The sequence below is a fragment of the Lysinibacillus sp. UGB7 genome, assembly GCF_049058285.1.
GTDB lineage: Bacteria > Bacillota > Bacilli > Bacillales_A > Planococcaceae > Lysinibacillus > Lysinibacillus sphaericus_B.
The window spans coordinates 1-17,285 of record NZ_JBMGUV010000058.1 but is presented as its reverse complement, the minus strand read 5'-3'; the positions used below and the strand labels follow the sequence as shown (position 1 = coordinate 17,285).

Genomic DNA, 17,285 nt, shown 5'->3' with positions numbered 1-17,285 from the left:
TCTTCCTTATATATTAAGATTTGCAGAAAGGATGTAGACGCTCCTAATTGAGTGTCACAATAAGACAAGATGCGACTTAGGAGCACAACTTTTCTGTATCAATTATAACCTTATTGCAGTATATCACATTTAATTATAGATTAAAATATCTACTATCTATACGATAGTTATAAGCTATTTAGATGTAGGGGATAAGAGAGCATTCCTTCTACAAGACCTAGCACATTCCTGTATTTTTCAACATTCCTCTAACTAACGTTTGTCGTTTCTTGTAATATGATGCAGCGCTTAATGAATTATGTATAAAAGACAAACAGTATCTTTTTCTTCAATATAAACTGCAAACATTCAAATCAATTGATTTTTTTCATATCATTAGCCTGCCCCCTTTATTTAAATTGTTTGTTGATTATCCATCAAGATAAGTTATTTCATTTAATCTTTACGGTTTCTTTGTTTGTTCATCGTAGTCACCGCCCTCTTCACTCCAAATGAACTGCTTACACCCGCTCCATTAACATACCCTCCCTATTCATTGCTATTGAATGCCTTTCCAGTGTTCTTCCCCAATCCATCAATATTTTTAAAACAATTCACCGTAACATATTACCATATAATTTTTAAAATTATTAGAATATTTTATATTATCAAATAAAAAAAGAGGTGAAATTCACCTCTTTCAAATGATAGTCGCTAATTATTTCGTGTGGACATTCACTGTATCCATCAGTTGCTAAAAAACAGGATTTGTTTTTTTAGCTATAAACTACGACACGTGCTATCAGTCCAATATTTTCTTCATTTGCACTTGCTCTGTCATCACTGCTAGCCCGTTTTCAAGCAAATAGTTAGTAGCTGGATTACTAGCTAGGAAATTAACTGTTGCTATTGTTACTTTCCGATTTGCTATGCAGGCTATGAAGTATGGAATACATTCCACACTACCTTTCTCAAGCACCTCTAGCTGATACAATATTATACGCTCTAGTTGACCATCTTCGCCCCATTGTGCTCTATAAAGTATATAACCCATCGCTTCATTTTCCAGGTTATAAAATACCTTTGCCTCACCTTGTTTGTTACTATGCCAACTACATTGCCAAGGCACATCTTCCTTATAAAATGAAAAACTTGAAAGTTGCTCTGGGCGAATCGCTTCTACCCGCATTTGTAAAGGCTCTTTTACCTTTGCCTCAAACACGCCACTTAAAAACAGCAGATGATTTGTTATGTCATAGCCGTACTTTTCATAGAGAGCAATGGCTCTATTATTTTCTTTTATCGACTCAAGCGTAGCGATGTCGACGTTTTCTCTTGCGTAGATTGCTAAGGTTTTGTCCATTAAAGTACGTGAAACGCCCTTCCCACGATAGGCTGGTGAGACACCTGTTCCACCATTCCATGCTATTTTCCTTCCATTTAAATGTCTAATCCCATTCATGACAATACCGATAGGCTCATGTCCATCAAATGCAACAATGGATAGTTCTGGAGAAAGCCCCTCCCCTTCGAGACGATTTAAAAACTTCGCTTCGTCCATTTCAATTTCCACAAAGTATTCTTCAAAACCTTTATTCCAGGCTTGTATAACTTCCTCTAATGTACACTGTGATACTGTTTTTATTTCCATCTCGCCCCTCATTTCTACTGCTATTTTTATGTTAACTCACTGTTTCATAAGTCGGCTAATTCCGCTAACGACATTTGTTTCACGATTTCATAACCATGCCCTTGTCCTCGAGGCTTTACAAACACAGTGCCTAAGTTTGAGACTTTTCCTAAACCTATGCCTTTTGGAAAGCTATGTGCAATAATCACTTTGTTCGTCCCTTGAGGTGGTTTCATTTCCAACACTGACCGAAGATTAGTTAAAATTCTCTGTTGTTCAGCGGTTGAAATATTTCCACCTAACTTATAGATGTCATACCAAAAAGGATCGGTCTGAACATTGACGTTGGGAAATGCTAACTGTGCCGTTTCGATGGTTCTACAAAAAGGACTTGTGACAATAGGCGGGCTGATAGGAACTTGTAAGTAGCGTAGCATTTGTCCATAATAAATAGCTTCTCTTCGACCAAGCTCAGACAAATTTCTTTGCGTATAACAGTTTTCAAAATTAAAATACGGCTGATCATTCCCCACTGTCGCTTCGGCATGTCTGGCGTATAAAATAAATCCGCCCTCTCTCAGTAACCCGAGCAATGTCTTTTCCAAATCCACCTTCTCCTCCCCAATATTACCATTAATATTACTGATAATGTATGAACTTTATTGCCTATAACATGATTTTTAGCACCAATAAATTCATTCATCTTACCTAACACAAAAAAGCTTCCTACAAAATGTCGTAGGAAGCTTTCTTTTACAATAAATATAGATGGATAAGACGGTTGATTTCCACTGGAATCGCCGCCCTACGCTCCAAACAGCACGCTGAAGGAGCTGTTCCAATAGTAAAAATAATGCTTAGAGAACTCCTGTTATGCTATTTTTCACTATGTAGGCAGTCAGGCGTTATTGTTTGAAGGACTTTTAATCAGCCCCTTGTTGTTAATTTACTTTAAAGGGATTTTCACTAGGGCAGTCGTCTCAAATTCTTTTGTCGATTCAATAGAAATTTCCCCATTATATTTATTGACGGTTTCTTTCACAATAAATAAACCTTGCCCTCTTATTTTTCCTTGCTCTATTTTTTTCGTCGAATACCCTTGTTTAAATATCTGCTCACACTGGCTGATTGTCGGTCCTGTATTATTAACCCTAAATACATACTGCGCATCATCTGCCATACAACAAATTGTTATTTTACGTTGACCTTCTGGCAATTCTATTGTTGCATCAATCGCATTATCAATTAAATTCGATAATATTTTGATTAAATCTGTTGTTTTTATTTTATTGAATGCATCCTGAGAAACCGTAAAATCCATATCAATATTATGATTTTGTGCAGCTAGCTTTTTCGTTTGCAACAAGATAGACAGACCAGGGTGATCTATATCCAATTTTAGAGTCTTTATGGCCTGCACTTCTTTAGATAAAGAGGATAGATATTGTTGCGCCTGATCGGGTTTTCCTAATTGCAGAAATCCATGTATAACTTGAATATGATTGGTGAAATCATGTCTCAAAGAGGACACAGAGGTGATTAATGTTTTGATCTCTGTTTGGTAAGTATCCTCTGTTACCTCTACTTCTTTTGTCACTTCTTTTTGATACCATTTCTGTAATAAATAAAAGGAAGCAATCACCACCAAGATAAATACACCATTAAAAATAAAGTTAAAGAGATTATCTTTCAGGATTTTACCTTTGATGCCATCGAGTGTATCAGCACTAATATCAATACCCAAGTAGGCAATGGTTTTACCTTCATCATCGATGATTGGCGCCCCAACAGAAAGATAAGCACCATACTCAGAATCCTTAATGACACCTGTTACATATGTATGTCCCTCATAAGCTTGTCTGACTTGTTTTTCAGGTACTGTGCAAACCTCGCCTATGTCAAAACCGTATGTTCGTTCCTGAGGTAGTCCAACTACCATAGCCGTTGATACTTTTGGATTATCAATTTCCAATGTATAAACTAATAAAGCCCCTAGCATTTCTCTTGCATCATTTAAACTGTTTCTTATTTCCCAATAATGTTCGTTCTTCACAGGGTCATTCAAAAATCGCTTATATGCATCTATATCAATCGATGCTGCAATGGAGATTGCTGCTTCAAGACTTTGGTTTGCGATGGACTCTTCAACCGTCTTTTTCAACTTCACATAAGAGGTCAAGACATTTAAACTTGTAAACAATAATAATAAGACTGATGATAACATTATAATTAGTTTTATTTTACGACTTTTCATGCAAACTGGTACTTCCTCATCTATTGATTTACTAACTATTTCTTAAAATGGAGCTTTCACATATGAATAAAATAAGAACTATAAATATCTCCTCCGTAATAATATTATACTATAATATATTCAAGGTTAACTTAAATAATTCATCCTTTTTACTAAAGACACACACCTCTATATCCTACTTTAATCTAGTGACAAAATCAATTTGTTATCAGATTGACATTTATTCATTCTCAAGACATAGAAATCCATACTGAAAAGAGAATAGTATCATCTCCATCATACCATTCTCCCATACATAAAGTTCAATTATTGTTAATATATCACTATTTATTAGATTTTTTGATATACATACAGGTAAATTGCATTTGTAACCAAGCAGCCAAAAATATGTGCTGCCATTGTAGCATTTAAAAGGAAAAGCACGAGATCTAGGAAGCGTTAGCGACCATGCGACTCGTGCCTCGCCCGTGGAAAGAGCAGCGGATTTTTACAAAAAATGTTGAAAGGAGCCGTTTAGAGCTCCTTTCTAACTGACCAAATCATTGAATTTAAGGTAAATGGACCAAAATAATCTAAACCTATTTCCCTTTTGTTCGGAATGTTTTACAGCACGTATCTGACGATTGATTTGCTTCTTCAGATAGGAACTGTAAATCAAAATCAGAAGCAAACTCTGTGTTATGTTTGCTGTCTAACCGGTAATCCATATCGATTTCGATTGCCTCAGCTCCGCAAATATTTCCCTTAGCATGGAAAACACAATTTGACACAGTACAGTTCACTGATACATTTGGCATAGCTCTCCACCTCTTTCATGAAATAGGTCATGAAAAATACAGATAAGGCCTTTCCTTACCTCATCCCATACTCTTCATTATGTAGGTTATCCATTTCAACATTTTTTACTAGCGTGATTGTAAGTTAAAATTGTCCAATCACACACCTCAAACAAAATGTAGTCCACACACACAAATTCATCTTAAATGAATTCATTTCAAAAATAGTTTTTCTATAAAGAAACACGAACATTTTTGGTAGGAGCGTAAGGTGATGCCAGCGGGAAAAGCAAGCGAACCGAGACCCTGGCTGAGCTTTTATGGGAACAAAGGCTAAAAGCGTCACGTCCTGTGACAACGCCTTCGTGACCAACATCCTGTTGCTGACGCTTCGCTTTCGCACATAAAACACTTGTTGCTGACGCTTCGCTTTCGCACATAAAAACACCTGTTGCTGACGCTTCGCTTTCGCACATAAAAACACCTGTTGCTGACGCTTTGCTTTCGCACATAAAACATTTGTTGCTGACGCTTCGCTTTCGCACATAAAAACACCTGTTGCTGACGCTTTGCTTTCGCACATAAAACATTTGTTGGCCCGAAGTGGCTCGGTGCTTGCTCGCGCAAAGCGTCCGCCTATAGCCGTGATAAGAACAATTACTTTATCTTCTTTAAAAATAGTCGCCTTATTGATATGAACGTGAATGATGAAATTGATTCAAATAGTTAAAAAATCTAAAATATCATTATCAATTTCTTGTTGATCTCTTCCCAAAGTCATTAAATGCTTCGATTGTGTAAAGCCTTTTAGCCGTTTTACTTGCGAATTGACATTTTTAAAAATAGTATGAGCGCTTGTCATATACAGCTCATCATCTAATTCGCCATAGAAAATGGCAATTGGAATGGTTATTTTATGAAGGTTTTGAATGGTTGTTTTAATAAACTGCTGAAATTCATTGAATGCTTCTAATGACATTTGATAGAACACTTCAAGTTCTTGTGAGATTTGAGAAAAAGACTTCCCCTCCAATTTCTTGTAATTATAGGCATACTTAATCAGTCTTTCTTTCAGTCGTTCTGGTTGCCGATCAACTGGAACTGATAACACAATCACGCGCTCTATATTTTCTAACTCTGCAAGTTTTAAGGCGAAAATTCCACCAATCGATAAACCTACGACTGAAATCGTCTGAAATCCTTCTTCCAATAAAAATCGGTAGGCTGTCACAACGTCTTCCCACCAATCATTCACCCTGTATTGAATCAACGGTTCTGGATTATGCCCATGACCACGATATAATGGTGCGTAGCAAGTAAATCCTTGTTGATGTAGATCAGTTGCAACCTTCTTCATATCTCGCGTATGACTTGTAAAGGAATGCAAAAGTAATACAGCATGATGATTTCCTTTTAAATATATTTCTTTTGCAGGGACAATTTTTATCACAAAATCAAAACCTTTCTTCATTTAAATCCTTGTTGTTATGTACTTTCCAAGCTTTTTCAGGATAAATGGCTGAACTGCTGCCATCTTAGCAGGAACATTTCCATATACCGATTCATTATACAACTAGATTTATTTAAGTTCGAAACTTGTTGGTTAACAAAGTGAAAGACCAGGCACTCGAACCTGGTCATAAAAGGATAAAAATGATTTAGCTCTTGCTCGGTTCACGTGTCCTATCTTGTGGTTTTAAAAATTTAGGACGTTTACTATATCCTTTTTGGGATACACGCACTAAAGATTTTTTGATATCTGCCCAATCTAGCTCTGCTGCAACGTTTAAGTACGGTACACCCAATACGCGCATATTTGCGGCATAAAGAATAATAAAGAACAGCACCATAAAGAAACCAAATAAACCTAGAAAAGCAGAGGCTAAAACAAAAATTAATCGAAAAATACTCATTGCCGTTACAAAGGATTGATTGACTAGTGTAAAGGCTGCAATACTTGAAATCGCAATAACAACAATCATAGAAGGGCTAGTGATTCCTGCTTTAATGGCTGCATCTCCAATGATTAATCCCCCCACAACACTCATTATTCCACTGATAACAGACGGAAGTCGAAGGTTTGCTTCACGAAATAATTCAAACATAAATAACATCAGCAGTATCTCTAAAACGGTTGGAAATGGTAGTCCGGTTCTCGATTGTACTATTGTTGCTAATAGGAGCACAGGTATTTGTTCTTGATGAAATGTCGAAAGTGCAAGCCAAAAACCTGGCATCAGCATACTGATTAAAATGCCTACTATTCGTAGCAATCGTTCCAAAGAGCTCACTATGAGTGGATAATCATTATCTTCACCCGATTTAAAAAGTAACAACATATTGGCAGGGGTAATAATGGCATACGATACACCGTCAACAAGTATGATAATTCGTCCTCTCGTTAATGCTTGCACTGCAAAATCAGGACGACCCGTGTAATCATGTCTTGGGAGGATTTTATCATTTTTTTCAAGCCGCTCCATCAACAAATCCCCACTAAACACGACGTCTATATCAACTTGATTTAATTGCTTTTTTATTTGTGATAGAATTTTTTTATTTGCTACATCTTCAAAATATAAAACGGCTACTGTTGTTTTAGAACGTTTGCCGATTTCCATCGTCTCCACGCTCAGTGAATTGGTAGGTATTCGTTTTCGTATTAAGGCCACATTAGTAAAAACATCTTCAATAAAATCATCTCGTGGACCTTTAACCACTAATTCCATCTTTGTTTCTTCAGGTTCTCGATTGGGTTTTTTGGCAATATTACTTGAGAACAGCAAGTTTTCTTTTTCAAAGTAGAGTAAAACATGTCCCGTATAGACAAGTGTAATGGCATCCTCTTTCGTCTTTACTTTTTGAAGGTTAGGAATGTGTAAATCTTTTAGGATGTTGTCTTCTAACATTTCTGATGCTACATCTTCGAACAGCGACTGGACTCTTTGCACTATGACATTATTCAGCAATCGCTGATCGAACATCGAATCGCATGTGATAAAATGTACAATATGTTGATTAAAGTTATATTGTTCGAATAGTACATCAGCAGAACGTTGAAACAGTTCTTGCAACGTTTTTATAGTTATTTCCTGTTCCATTGATGTTCGTCATCTCCCGCTTAGCCAGTATCAAAGTTTGTGCATTTTTTAGAAGAAATGAACGCAATACACTTTAAGATATTTTTCCCATGATATTTAATAATATTCAATAAAGCGCAACATTAAAGAGGGATTTCAGTTGTATAGGCTATTTACGCTTGGGCTGACCCTATCATTTTCTTCAAATTCGCCATTTCAATCGCGGACATTGCTGCATCGTAACCTTTGTTACCTGATTTAGTACCAGCACGTTCAATCGCTTGCTCGATATTTTCAGTAGTCACAATACCGAAAATAACCGGAACGTTTGTGGAAAGTGATACACTTGCAATCCCTTTTGCAGATTCATTGCACACATAGTCATAATGTGTTGTTGAACCGCGAATCACTGTTCCTAAGCCAATGATTGCGTCATAGTTCTTGGTGTCAGCTAGTTGTTTGGCGATAAATGGTACTTCAAATGCACCTGGTACCCATGCAACATCAATCAAATCCTCACTTACACCATGACGTTTTAACCCATCTAATGCACCGTCTAATAATTTGCTTGTAATAAATTCATTGAATCGCCCTACTACTACAGCGATTTTTAAGTCAGATCCAATTAATTGTGCTTCAAAAGTTTTTCCCATCATTCATGCTCCTCTTCTAATTTGTTATTTTGTTTTCAACACTTGTTTGCTTACGGAAGGCAGCTAATGCCTCAATCGATATCATTTTCAAATGATGTTTTTTTGCATATTGAACTAGGTCGTTAAAACGTAGCATTTCACCACTATCCCCCATGATTTCACAGATAACGCCTGCCTGAACACTGTTACATAGTCTGGCTAAGTCGATTGTGGCTTCTGTATGTCCTCTGCGTTCTAAGACGCCATTTTCTTTGGCAATCAGTGGGAATACATGCCCCGGTCTACGAAAATCATTGGCATGCACTTGTGGCTCTAGCATTTTTTGAATCGTCATTGCCCGTTCATAGGCACTGATGCCAGTTGTTGTATCCTTGTAGTCAATACTTACAGTGAAAGCTGTTTGGTGATTATCAGTATTGTTTACTACCATTGGAGGTAATGCTATTTTTTGTGCGAGTTGCTGTGAAACTGGCGTACAAATCAGCCCTCTGCCATATGTGGCCATAAAGTTAATGGTTTCAGGTGTCGTAAATTCCGCAAGTGCCAGTAGATCCCCTTCATTTTCACGATCCTCATCATCTACCACGACAATCATTTTGCCTTGTTTTAAATCTTCTAATGCTTCTTCAATTGAATGTAACAATTGACCGCCTCCTAAAATCCATGTTTCGCTAAATACCCTCGCGTGATAGCAGATGTTGCCTGACCACGCTGTAGCTGATGCATAATGTATTTACCAAGCAAATCGGTCTCAATATTGACGAGTGCACCGACATTTTTCGTGCCAAAAATCGTTTCGCTGTAAGTATGAGGAATCAGTGATACGGTGACGCTGTTCCGTTCAACATGAAAGAGCGTTAAACTCGTACCGTCGATTGTAATCGAGCCTTTTGGAATACAGTAGCTCGTCAGTTCCTCTGAGAGTTCAATATCAATGTAGACAGCATTTGCCATCGGTCGCTTGCGTAAAATTTTCCCCACACCATCAACATGCCCTGACACAAAATGACCCCCAAAGCGTCCATCTGCAGGCATGGCTCGCTCTAAATTTACTGGATCCCCCACTGCAAGCTGCCGTAAATTTGTAGCTTTCACCGTTTCAGGCATCACGTCCATTGTCATCTCCTGCTCATTAAAAGACGTTACCGTCAAACAAACACCATTGACCGCGATACTATCACCAAGTTTCACGTCGCCTACCATCTTTGGCGAAATAACCGTGATTTTCATACTTTGCCGATTGTTTTGCAAGGTTTTAACTACACCAACATCCTCTATAATCCCTGTAAACATTTTGTCACCCACTTTCTATCGTTAAATCGTTTTATCCGTCGTTTTTTTGGTTTTATCCGTCACTTCAGCGGTTCTATCCGTCATTTCGCCCGGTTCTATCCGTCATTTCAGCTAAGCGATTCTATCCGTCACTTCAGCAATTCTATCCGTCACTTCAGCAATTCTATCCGCCACTTCAGCAGTTCTATCCGTCACTTCGCCGGTTCTATCCGTCACTTCAGCAATTCTATCCGTCACTTCGCCGGTTCTATCCGTCACTTCAGCAATTCTATCCATCCCTCCTCTGTCAGCTTTATAAATAAACAAAAACCCCTTACATTTAAGGGGTTTGGGAGATTTTATCCTATAAGACGTCAACAAATAAACCTATTAGATATCATAATTTTCAATAGGCTGCCATCTCATTGTTCTTCTCCCATCCAGACTATAACTGTCGGTTTTGGATTTGCACCAAATCAGCTTGCGCTCACGGACTTTGAATTACTTCATTCATCACCGCCGATTGGGAATTTCACCCGACCCCGAAGAACATTTCACGCTATTCAATTTCAGCCAAATAAGCATAATTTCAGTTAGGAGACACAAAAAAACTCCCCAACAAAAACGATGGGAAGTGGATTTATAAAAGCGTACACAAATAGACCTTATAAATTCGTATGAATTTAAAAAGCTTACACTTTTACCCTTCTCCCATCCAGACTATAACTGTCGGTTTTGGATTTGCACCAAATCAGCTTGCGCTCACGGACTTTGAATTGCTTCATCACCGCCGATTGGGAATTTCACCCGACCCCGAAGGATATTTTTATTTAGCTAGTTCTTACGATAACACTATTTAATTATATTATCTACATTTCTACAAAAATTTTTAGACATCAACGATATTAGATGTGCGTGTCGCCTGACTTATCGCTGTCCTTTCACGCAAAAAAAACGCCAAATCATATTGAAAAGACAGTTACATCTTTTTGGTAAAGTGAAATCATTTAACCAAAGACGTAACTGTCTAGCAAAAAATTCAACGCTTCGCGACTTAGTTGTATAGGACTTTGTCGAGTTCAATGGCAAGAAAAGCAAACATTTTTACACAGTTAAACTACCATCTACTGCTACAATGGCGCCTGCCATGAAACTTGATTTATCAGAAGCTAGGAAAATTACAACCTCTGCTACTTCTTCTGGTTCACCATGGCGCCCCATGCGCACACGCGACATTTCTTCTGGGACGTAGCCTGTTTTTTCAAGTGTTTCACCAACACTTTTGAATAGTGGTGTAACAATTCCACCTGGGCACACAGCATTAATTCGAATGCCTTTATTGGCATATTCAATCGCTGCCCCTTTAGTTAAACCAATTACAGCGTGTTTACTTGCAGAATAAACTGCGATACTATGTTCCGGACGAGTACCAGCTGATGAGGCCGTATTAATAATCGATCCTTTGCCTTGCTTTTCCATTACAGGAATGACATATTTCATGCCAAGGAAAATACCCTTCACATTGATATCCATAAGACGATCATACTCTTCTATTTCAACAGTCGTGAATGGTGCAAACTTTTGGATAATGCCTGCGTTATTGAAAAGTACATCAATGCGTCCGTAGGTGTCAACGGCTTGCTTTACATAATTTTGAACATCTTCTACTTTTGACACATCTGCTTTGACAAACAGACCTTCCCCACCGTTATGTCGAATCAGCTCAAGCGTTTCTAATCCCGTTAATTCGTTAAAATCAACCAACACCACTTTATAGCCATTTTCAGCAAATTTAATACTTGTAGCTCTGCCAATTCCACTACCTGCTCCTGTAACTACCGCAATTTGATTGTTATTAGACATATTATATTCCTCTTTTCCTCTTGTTTTTGAATCTATTATTGAATGACGACTATTGTTGATTGGAGGTCCCCTTGCCATGTTCATCATTTTTTAGCTCTTCTTCAATAAAGACATCTTGTGATTAACATAATTATCGTAATTACTGTTACATGCAATCACCCCTGTTGGAGAGAGTTCCAACAGTTTGTCTGCTAACTTATTAAGAAAATAACGATCATGTGAAATAAAAAATAGTGTGCCCTCGTAATTTAATAGTGCTTGTTCTAAAACCTCTTTACTGAATACATCTAAATGATTTGTTGGCTCGTCCATAATGAGGACATTTGCTTTTAGTAACATCAACTTTGCTAATGCAACGCGTGCCTTTTCACCACCGCTCAGCGACGCTATTTTTTTAAAGACATCTTCACTCGTGAACAAAAAATTCCCCAATACTGTACGAATACTGGCCTCTTCGATATGGGGAAACATACTCCAAACCTCATTTAATACCGTATTATCTGGATGTAGAGTCGATTGTTCCTGGTCATAGTAACCAATCGTCACGCCCTTCCCCCAATCGATGACACCACTTTCTGGCTTTCCATTGAGCAATGTCTTCAATAGTGTGGACTTACCAACACCATTCGGACCTATCAATGCTACCTTGTCACCTCGTTGCAGCTGAAAATTAATATTTTTCACTAAAGATTTTTGCTCATTATCGACCACAAAGGAAATGCGCAAATCTCGAACCTGTAAGACATCTTTATGAGATGTTTTTTCTAATTGGAATGACATCTGTGCATGTTTTAAGTCTTTGAACGGCTTTTCCAGTCGCTCCATTCTCTCAAGCTGCTTACGCTTATTTTTTGCACTTTTAGCAGACGTCGCCATTGTAATATTACGTTGGATATAGTCCTCCATCTTGCCAATTTGTTGTTGCTGTAGGGCATACTTTTTTTCGTGAATTTGTCGATTTTTTGCTTTACTCTCCACATATTGCGAATAATTACCGCTGTATCTTCTCGCTTCTGTTCGTTCAATTTCGTAAATTACATTAACAAGGGAATCTAAAAAGGTTCGATCATGTGAAACGACAAGAATAGCACCTGGATATGCTCGTAAGTAGCCCTCTAACCAAGTTAAAGTAGTAAAATCCAAATGATTTGTCGGCTCATCAAGCAGCAGCAAATCCGGTTGTTCAAGCAGTATTTTGGCCAGTGCCAGTCTTGTTTTCTGACCTCCACTTAACTTATGGATTGGGGTATTTACGGATATATTATCGAATCCCATTCCGTTTAAAATACTCCTGATTTTCGCTTCTATTTCATAGCCTCCTTGTTCGATAAACCAATCAGATTTTGTTGCGTACTGATTCATCGTTTTTTCAAATTGTTCGGTATCATCCATTAAAGAAGGGTCGCTCATCCTCCTCTCTAATGCCCGTAGCTCTTTTTCAATCTTGCGAAGCTCAGCAAAGACACTTAACATTTCACACCAAATTGTATTGTCCATTTGAAGCCCGCTATTTTGCCGCAAATAACCAATTTTTATAGCTTTTCCAATACTGAATTCCCCGTTTTCATAAGGAATATCTCCAGCAATAATCTTTAGTAAGGTTGATTTTCCGGCACCATTTACTCCAATAAGACCGATTCTTTCCCCTGGTTCAATTTTCAATGAAATATTTGAAAATACTGTATCCCCCAAATAACTTTTACTAATGCCATTTAATTGCAGTAACATCTCCATCACACTTCCTTATAAATTTTGTCCATTGTTTTCTTCAAGCCCTAAGCTCAAGAAATAAAAGGACATATAAGGTTACACATGTCTTTTTCTCTCCTTTACAACACACAAAAAAGACGCCGAATGAATAACGGCGCCTTCAAATTGCGAATAATTTCAGTTCAACATATATAAAGTATTGTCAGTAAACTTTACAAAAGAACGCAAAAAGGCTCCGTACAGAACCGGCGCCTCATTGCGTAAATATGAATTCAAATACATTTATGCTACAAATGATTAATTATAAGAAGGCAAATGTTTCCGGTAACTGTTTTCGATATGAAATTTGCTTAAAAAAGGGCGCACTTCTCCCTTTGCAAGCAAATCCACAGAATACAGGCATAATTTTACTTCTTTTTCCATCAGACCATTTCCGAATACAGTTTCCATTACTTTTGCCTCCTTTCGAACTTATTAGTATTTACTAATCTAACATATACCTTTTAAAAAAACAAACTATCAACTATCATTTGTCTCTTTCAATAAGTTAACAGGATGGCAATAGCAAACGTGCCACAAAGCTAGGGTAGACTGTTCACGATTCTTTCTGAAAGTTTTTCGACATCATCGCACAACTCCGTTTGAATCCTTATCGAGAAAAAATAACTGCAAGACTCCTATAGAAAAACGGTCCAGCTAGCCTGTGGAAAGCGAGTAGGTTTTTCCGGACCAGTTACTATGATTCCCATTGGTACCCTACTAAGCAATATGACATGATTCAAGCGATTTGTCTGTAGAAATGTCACAAGAACATCGCACTTTAATTGTGATAGGGATACACCTTTACGAAATAAATTGTTGAGCATATAAATAAGAAAGCTTGCATCATAAAAGCAAGCATGTAATTCTAGACGAGGGATTAACAATATATTTAAAGTGATGCGTAACATATCCAGATAAAAAACGTCTCTACAACTAAATCACAAAGGAGAAAAATTACAAATGAAACACATAATATTTGATTTTGATGGTACGCTAGCAGATTCTACAGCTGTATTCGCCTCTGCATGGAACATCATCGCCCGAAAATATCAATATAGAGAAATTCGGTTGGAAGAATTGGATTCACTGAAGAAATTGTCTATAGCGGAGCGAAGCAAATTATTTAACTTCCCTCTGTATAAATTGCCAACCATCCTCCCTCAATTTTATCGGTACTATCGCCAGTCATTACAAGATGTAATTCTTATTGATGGCATGAAGAATGTGCTAAAGGAAATTGAAGAACAAGGCTATACAATTGCTATTATATCCTCCAACTCTAAAGACAACATTTTAGCATTTTTAAAGATGAACGGCATCGAGAATGTTTCACAAGTACTGTGCTCAAGTCGTATATTTGGAAAAGATAAAGTGATAAAAAAATACTTAAAGGAGTCGAATTTACAGACATCCGATGTGTTATATATTGGTGACGAGCATCGTGATATTGTTGCCTGTAAAAAAGTAGGCATCCAAATAATTTGGGTTGGTTGGGGGTATGATTCAATTGAAGTAGTTCAATCCGAGAATCCAGATTATAAGGTATTTTCTCCAGATGAAATTTTAGATATAGTGTAAAGGCACTATTCGTTTCAACTAAATAGCGTAAAAAAGGATAATAGTGAACAGCCCTAATTCTCTATTATCCTTGTATAAGAATTCTCTTTTTAATTCTGAACCTCACTAATATGCTTTAGCTTTTCAGCAGTCGTGTTGATGACCGAATAAGCGGCATTTAATTCGTGCATGCTGCCAGAAAATTGCTGTGTGAAAGCAGCAATCTGATTTGCCGATTCATTGACCTTATCAATGGATTGTTTTATGCTGCCAAGCTGAATTGTGATACTATCTGCACTTTCTGTACTACTTTGAGACATTTTTTGAATTTCTGAGGCAACCACAGCAAAGCCGCGTCCATGCTCACCCGAACGAGCAGCCTCAATGGATGCATTTAAGCCGAGAATTTTTGATTTCATGGCCAAGTCTTTTACTAAATCGACGATGGTATTTATTTGTTGGATATCGCCCGTCATCGACTCAGAAAACTTAGACAGTTCAGCCAATTGTTTAGAGACGTCTACACTCGCTGATGCTAATTCTTCATTTGTGGCAGTCATTTCTTCAACAGAACTTGATAATTCGGTTGCTAATAAACGCATGTTATCCATTTTTTCGTTGGACATAACTGCACTGACAACACCAATTACTTTTCCGGCTTCAAAAATGGGTTGTGCAATGGAAATATACGCTAAGCCAAATCCTTCAGGCCCTCGCTCTTCTCTCATAAATTTCCCAACAGAAAGCGCCTTTTCTGTCGTTGTTCCACGATATTTTTTTAGCGAATCACCGATGTTTATCTTCAAGTCCACTTGTTTACCCGGCTTGTATGCAAGAACTTTCTCTTTATCTGCCACAATAACACAAGCATCTTCTGGATATGTCGCTTGGTACAAATCAATAGCGTCGATTGCTGCCTGTAATTTTGAATGCATGCGTTATCCCTCTCAATCCAATTGTTTTATTTAAATGATTAAAGTATTTGTATGGCGGTTCCTCGTTCATCAGCCCAGCACAAAACTATACCCGTGTCATGAATGCAATTGCCCGTGAAAGTAGATGGAATACTGCTTTTCAACCTCAAATATCCTGAAAGTTTCTGTAATTCTACCACCTAAGGAAACGAACCTATATTATACTGAAATACCTCAATTTAACTATAGCATGGTAAAACAAAAAAGACACCAGTGATAGAAGTGTCTTCAAAAAACAATTATTGATTTTTCAAAATTTCTTCATATTTTTGTGAAGTTCTAACTTCTACTGTAAGAAAATCTTTCCCGTAGACAGTTGTGATTAAGAACGGCACATCACTAGTGTTTTGAAACCTGAAATCTAAACCACCATATGACACAGTGGCATCTCTTCCTTTTGGTACATACCCTATATCTAATGAATGATGATGTCGTTCTACAAATTTTACTGGCACTTGGTCAATGGCATTGAAAAGAGTTGAGGACGTTTGGCAAATCCCACCACCAATCCCCATAACAACTTTCTTATTGATGATTTCAGGTGCAGGTTGATAGCCATTTGCTTCATCTCTTGGACCAACCACCGTGTTAAAAGAGAAGTAATCCCCACTGCCGACAATGACATTATTGATAGCCTCTGCCGAAAGTTCAATATTCTTGTTCCTACCTATGTCCGAGGTATTGAAATATGTTGTATAAGATGCCACAACAACTTCTTCTAAATAAGGAATATCTTCGAGATAATAACCACTCTCTGATACATATAGTGGCATTTCCACATTCCCACCTGTTGCGGATGCTGCCATTACTTTTTCCACCAATTCACTTTCTTTCAAAAGCACCTGTGGGTTTCCTTTTATAATCTGACCATGCTCATCAATTCGATCCAGTACCATTCGCTTATCATAGCCCGCTTCTGTTTCAGTACCTCTTGCAAGCTCTTTCGCTAATTGTTCAATTTTCTTTTTATAAGTTGCGACATCTTCTTCATAACCTAAGTCTTTTGGCGATAAGGTTTGTACGATATCCATTGTATTGGGGTCCACGATATTTACGACTACAGGCGCCGTGTCTTGTATCTCCTTTTGATCGGCAGTAACCGGCTGCTGCAAGTCCTCGATTTGTTGCTCTAATTCATTCACTTGATTTTCCAATTCCTTGTCTTTTTCCGATTTCCCCTGACAGCCCACTAAAGCAATAGCACATATAAGGAAAATTGTAGCGAACCACTTTCTTTTCACACTCTAACACCTACCTCTTCGGTCCTTCTTCAGAGACATCTTATTCATGTATAGATAGTAGTGTGTTTATTTTCATTCATTTTTATTTATGTCTACCATAATTGTCATTTTTATTCGGCTATTACGAGCAATTCAGCAAAAAAATTATGTAAAAAGAGTTCCATTTATTATTACAATGGAGACGCTTGGCACTTGCCTTGTATTAATTTACGCTGTATGCACAGGGAAACCTGCTATGTAAATATAGAAAATAT

15 protein-coding genes, 1 pseudogene and 2 riboswitches are annotated in these 17,285 nt (G+C 37.5%); of the genes and pseudogenes, 1 reads left to right on the top strand and 15 read right to left on the bottom strand.

What is annotated here, in order from left to right:
- Window positions 1-781: 781 nt before the first annotated feature.
- The 13 genes and pseudogenes from ACOMCU_RS27200 to ACOMCU_RS27140 form a co-directional block, all read right to left on the bottom strand.
- The gene (locus ACOMCU_RS27200) at window positions 782-1,630 is read right to left on the bottom strand and encodes a GNAT family N-acetyltransferase (protein WP_010861421.1); all 849 of its coding nucleotides are present in this window, start codon (window positions 1,628-1,630) and stop codon (window positions 782-784) included.
- Between the two features lie 44 nt (window positions 1,631-1,674).
- Window positions 1,675-2,220, bottom strand: a complete 546-nt coding sequence (locus ACOMCU_RS27195) for a histidine phosphatase family protein (protein ID WP_421052165.1) — start codon at window positions 2,218-2,220, stop codon at window positions 1,675-1,677.
- Window positions 2,221-2,555: 335 nt separating this feature from the next.
- A complete protein-coding gene (locus ACOMCU_RS27190) occupies window positions 2,556-3,863 on the bottom strand; it encodes a sensor histidine kinase (protein WP_421052164.1) in 1,308 nt (435 codons plus the stop codon).
- Window positions 3,864-4,441: 578 nt separating this feature from the next.
- Window positions 4,442-4,660, bottom strand: coding sequence for a DUF1540 domain-containing protein (locus tag ACOMCU_RS27185; RefSeq protein WP_010861418.1), 219 nt, complete (start codon window positions 4,658-4,660; stop codon window positions 4,442-4,444).
- A 697-nt stretch (window positions 4,661-5,357) separates the two neighbouring features.
- Window positions 5,358-6,110, bottom strand: a complete 753-nt coding sequence (locus tag ACOMCU_RS27180; protein WP_421052163.1) for an alpha/beta hydrolase — start codon at window positions 6,108-6,110, stop codon at window positions 5,358-5,360.
- A 187-nt stretch (window positions 6,111-6,297) separates the two neighbouring features.
- Complete coding sequence (locus ACOMCU_RS27175; RefSeq protein WP_421052161.1) at window positions 6,298-7,740, bottom strand: spore germination protein; 1,443 nt, start codon at window positions 7,738-7,740, stop codon at window positions 6,298-6,300.
- Window positions 7,741-7,892: 152 nt separating this feature from the next.
- Window positions 7,893-8,372, bottom strand: coding sequence for a 6,7-dimethyl-8-ribityllumazine synthase (gene ribE / locus ACOMCU_RS27170; protein WP_010861138.1), 480 nt, complete (start codon window positions 8,370-8,372; stop codon window positions 7,893-7,895).
- A gap of 49 nt (window positions 8,373-8,421) precedes the next feature.
- Window positions 8,422-9,015 (bottom strand): annotated as a pseudogene (gene ribB / locus ACOMCU_RS27165) (3,4-dihydroxy-2-butanone-4-phosphate synthase); the annotation flags it as partial.
- 11 nt (window positions 9,016-9,026) lie between these two features.
- The gene (gene ribE / locus ACOMCU_RS27160; RefSeq protein ID WP_421052160.1) at window positions 9,027-9,665 is read right to left on the bottom strand and encodes a riboflavin synthase; all 639 of its coding nucleotides are present in this window, start codon (window positions 9,663-9,665) and stop codon (window positions 9,027-9,029) included.
- Window positions 9,666-9,776: 111 nt separating this feature from the next.
- Window positions 9,777-9,941 carry a hypothetical protein gene (locus tag ACOMCU_RS27155; protein WP_421052159.1) on the bottom strand — a complete coding sequence of 55 codons (165 nt, stop codon included), beginning with the start codon at window positions 9,939-9,941 and terminating at the stop codon, window positions 9,777-9,779.
- A 127-nt stretch (window positions 9,942-10,068) separates the two neighbouring features.
- Window positions 10,069-10,198, bottom strand: a riboswitch (FMN riboswitch).
- 145 nt (window positions 10,199-10,343) lie between these two features.
- A riboswitch (FMN riboswitch) is annotated at window positions 10,344-10,469 on the bottom strand.
- A gap of 279 nt (window positions 10,470-10,748) precedes the next feature.
- Complete coding sequence (locus ACOMCU_RS27150) at window positions 10,749-11,507, bottom strand: SDR family NAD(P)-dependent oxidoreductase (RefSeq protein WP_010861135.1); 759 nt, start codon at window positions 11,505-11,507, stop codon at window positions 10,749-10,751.
- A gap of 90 nt (window positions 11,508-11,597) precedes the next feature.
- Entirely contained in the window at window positions 11,598-13,235 is a 1,638-nt protein-coding gene (locus tag ACOMCU_RS27145; protein WP_010861134.1) for an ABC-F family ATP-binding cassette domain-containing protein, read from the bottom strand.
- A 279-nt stretch (window positions 13,236-13,514) separates the two neighbouring features.
- Window positions 13,515-13,667 carry a hypothetical protein gene (locus ACOMCU_RS27140; RefSeq protein ID WP_196228950.1) on the bottom strand — a complete coding sequence of 51 codons (153 nt, stop codon included), beginning with the start codon at window positions 13,665-13,667 and terminating at the stop codon, window positions 13,515-13,517.
- 552 nt (window positions 13,668-14,219) lie between these two features.
- Here ACOMCU_RS27140 and ACOMCU_RS27135 point away from each other — a divergent pair.
- Window positions 14,220-14,837 (top strand): HAD-IA family hydrolase, encoded by a 618-nt coding sequence (locus ACOMCU_RS27135; RefSeq protein WP_421052158.1) that lies wholly within the window; start codon window positions 14,220-14,222, stop codon window positions 14,835-14,837.
- Between the two features lie 89 nt (window positions 14,838-14,926).
- On the opposite strand, the gene ACOMCU_RS27130 is transcribed toward ACOMCU_RS27135, so the two are convergent.
- Window positions 14,927-15,751 (bottom strand): methyl-accepting chemotaxis protein, encoded by an 825-nt coding sequence (locus tag ACOMCU_RS27130; RefSeq protein WP_010861132.1) that lies wholly within the window; start codon window positions 15,749-15,751, stop codon window positions 14,927-14,929.
- Window positions 15,752-16,029: 278 nt separating this feature from the next.
- Window positions 16,030-17,031, bottom strand: coding sequence for a VanW family protein (locus tag ACOMCU_RS27125; protein WP_421052157.1), 1,002 nt, complete (start codon window positions 17,029-17,031; stop codon window positions 16,030-16,032).
- Window positions 17,032-17,285 lie beyond the last annotated feature (254 nt).

Excerpts from the sequence above, each read along its gene's own strand:
- ACOMCU_RS27200 (WP_010861421.1), bottom strand. The coding sequence starts at position 1,630 with ATGGAAATAAAAACAGTATCACAGTGTACATTAGAGGAAGTTATACAA.
- ACOMCU_RS27190 (WP_421052164.1), bottom strand. The coding sequence starts at position 3,863 with ATGAAAAGTCGTAAAATAAAACTAATTATAATGTTATCATCAGTCTTA.
- ACOMCU_RS27185 (WP_010861418.1), bottom strand. The coding sequence starts at position 4,660 with ATGCCAAATGTATCAGTGAACTGTACTGTGTCAAATTGTGTTTTCCAT.
- ACOMCU_RS27180 (WP_421052163.1), bottom strand. The coding sequence starts at position 6,110 with ATGAAGAAAGGTTTTGATTTTGTGATAAAAATTGTCCCTGCAAAAGAA.
- ACOMCU_RS27175 (WP_421052161.1), bottom strand. The coding sequence starts at position 7,740 with ATGGAACAGGAAATAACTATAAAAACGTTGCAAGAACTGTTTCAACGT.
- ribE (WP_010861138.1), bottom strand. The coding sequence starts at position 8,372 with ATGGGAAAAACTTTTGAAGCACAATTAATTGGATCTGACTTAAAAATC.
- ribE (WP_421052160.1), bottom strand. The coding sequence starts at position 9,665 with ATGTTTACAGGGATTATAGAGGATGTTGGTGTAGTTAAAACCTTGCAA.
- ACOMCU_RS27155 (WP_421052159.1), bottom strand. The coding sequence starts at position 9,941 with ATGGATAGAATTGCTGAAGTGACGGATAGAACCGGCGAAGTGACGGAT.
- ACOMCU_RS27150 (WP_010861135.1), bottom strand. The coding sequence starts at position 11,507 with ATGTCTAATAACAATCAAATTGCGGTAGTTACAGGAGCAGGTAGTGGA.
- ACOMCU_RS27145 (WP_010861134.1), bottom strand. The coding sequence starts at position 13,235 with ATGTTACTGCAATTAAATGGCATTAGTAAAAGTTATTTGGGGGATACA.
- ACOMCU_RS27140 (WP_196228950.1), bottom strand. The coding sequence starts at position 13,667 with ATGGAAACTGTATTCGGAAATGGTCTGATGGAAAAAGAAGTAAAATTA.
- ACOMCU_RS27135 (WP_421052158.1), top strand. The coding sequence starts at position 14,220 with ATGAAACACATAATATTTGATTTTGATGGTACGCTAGCAGATTCTACA.
- ACOMCU_RS27130 (WP_010861132.1), bottom strand. The coding sequence starts at position 15,751 with ATGCATTCAAAATTACAGGCAGCAATCGACGCTATTGATTTGTACCAA.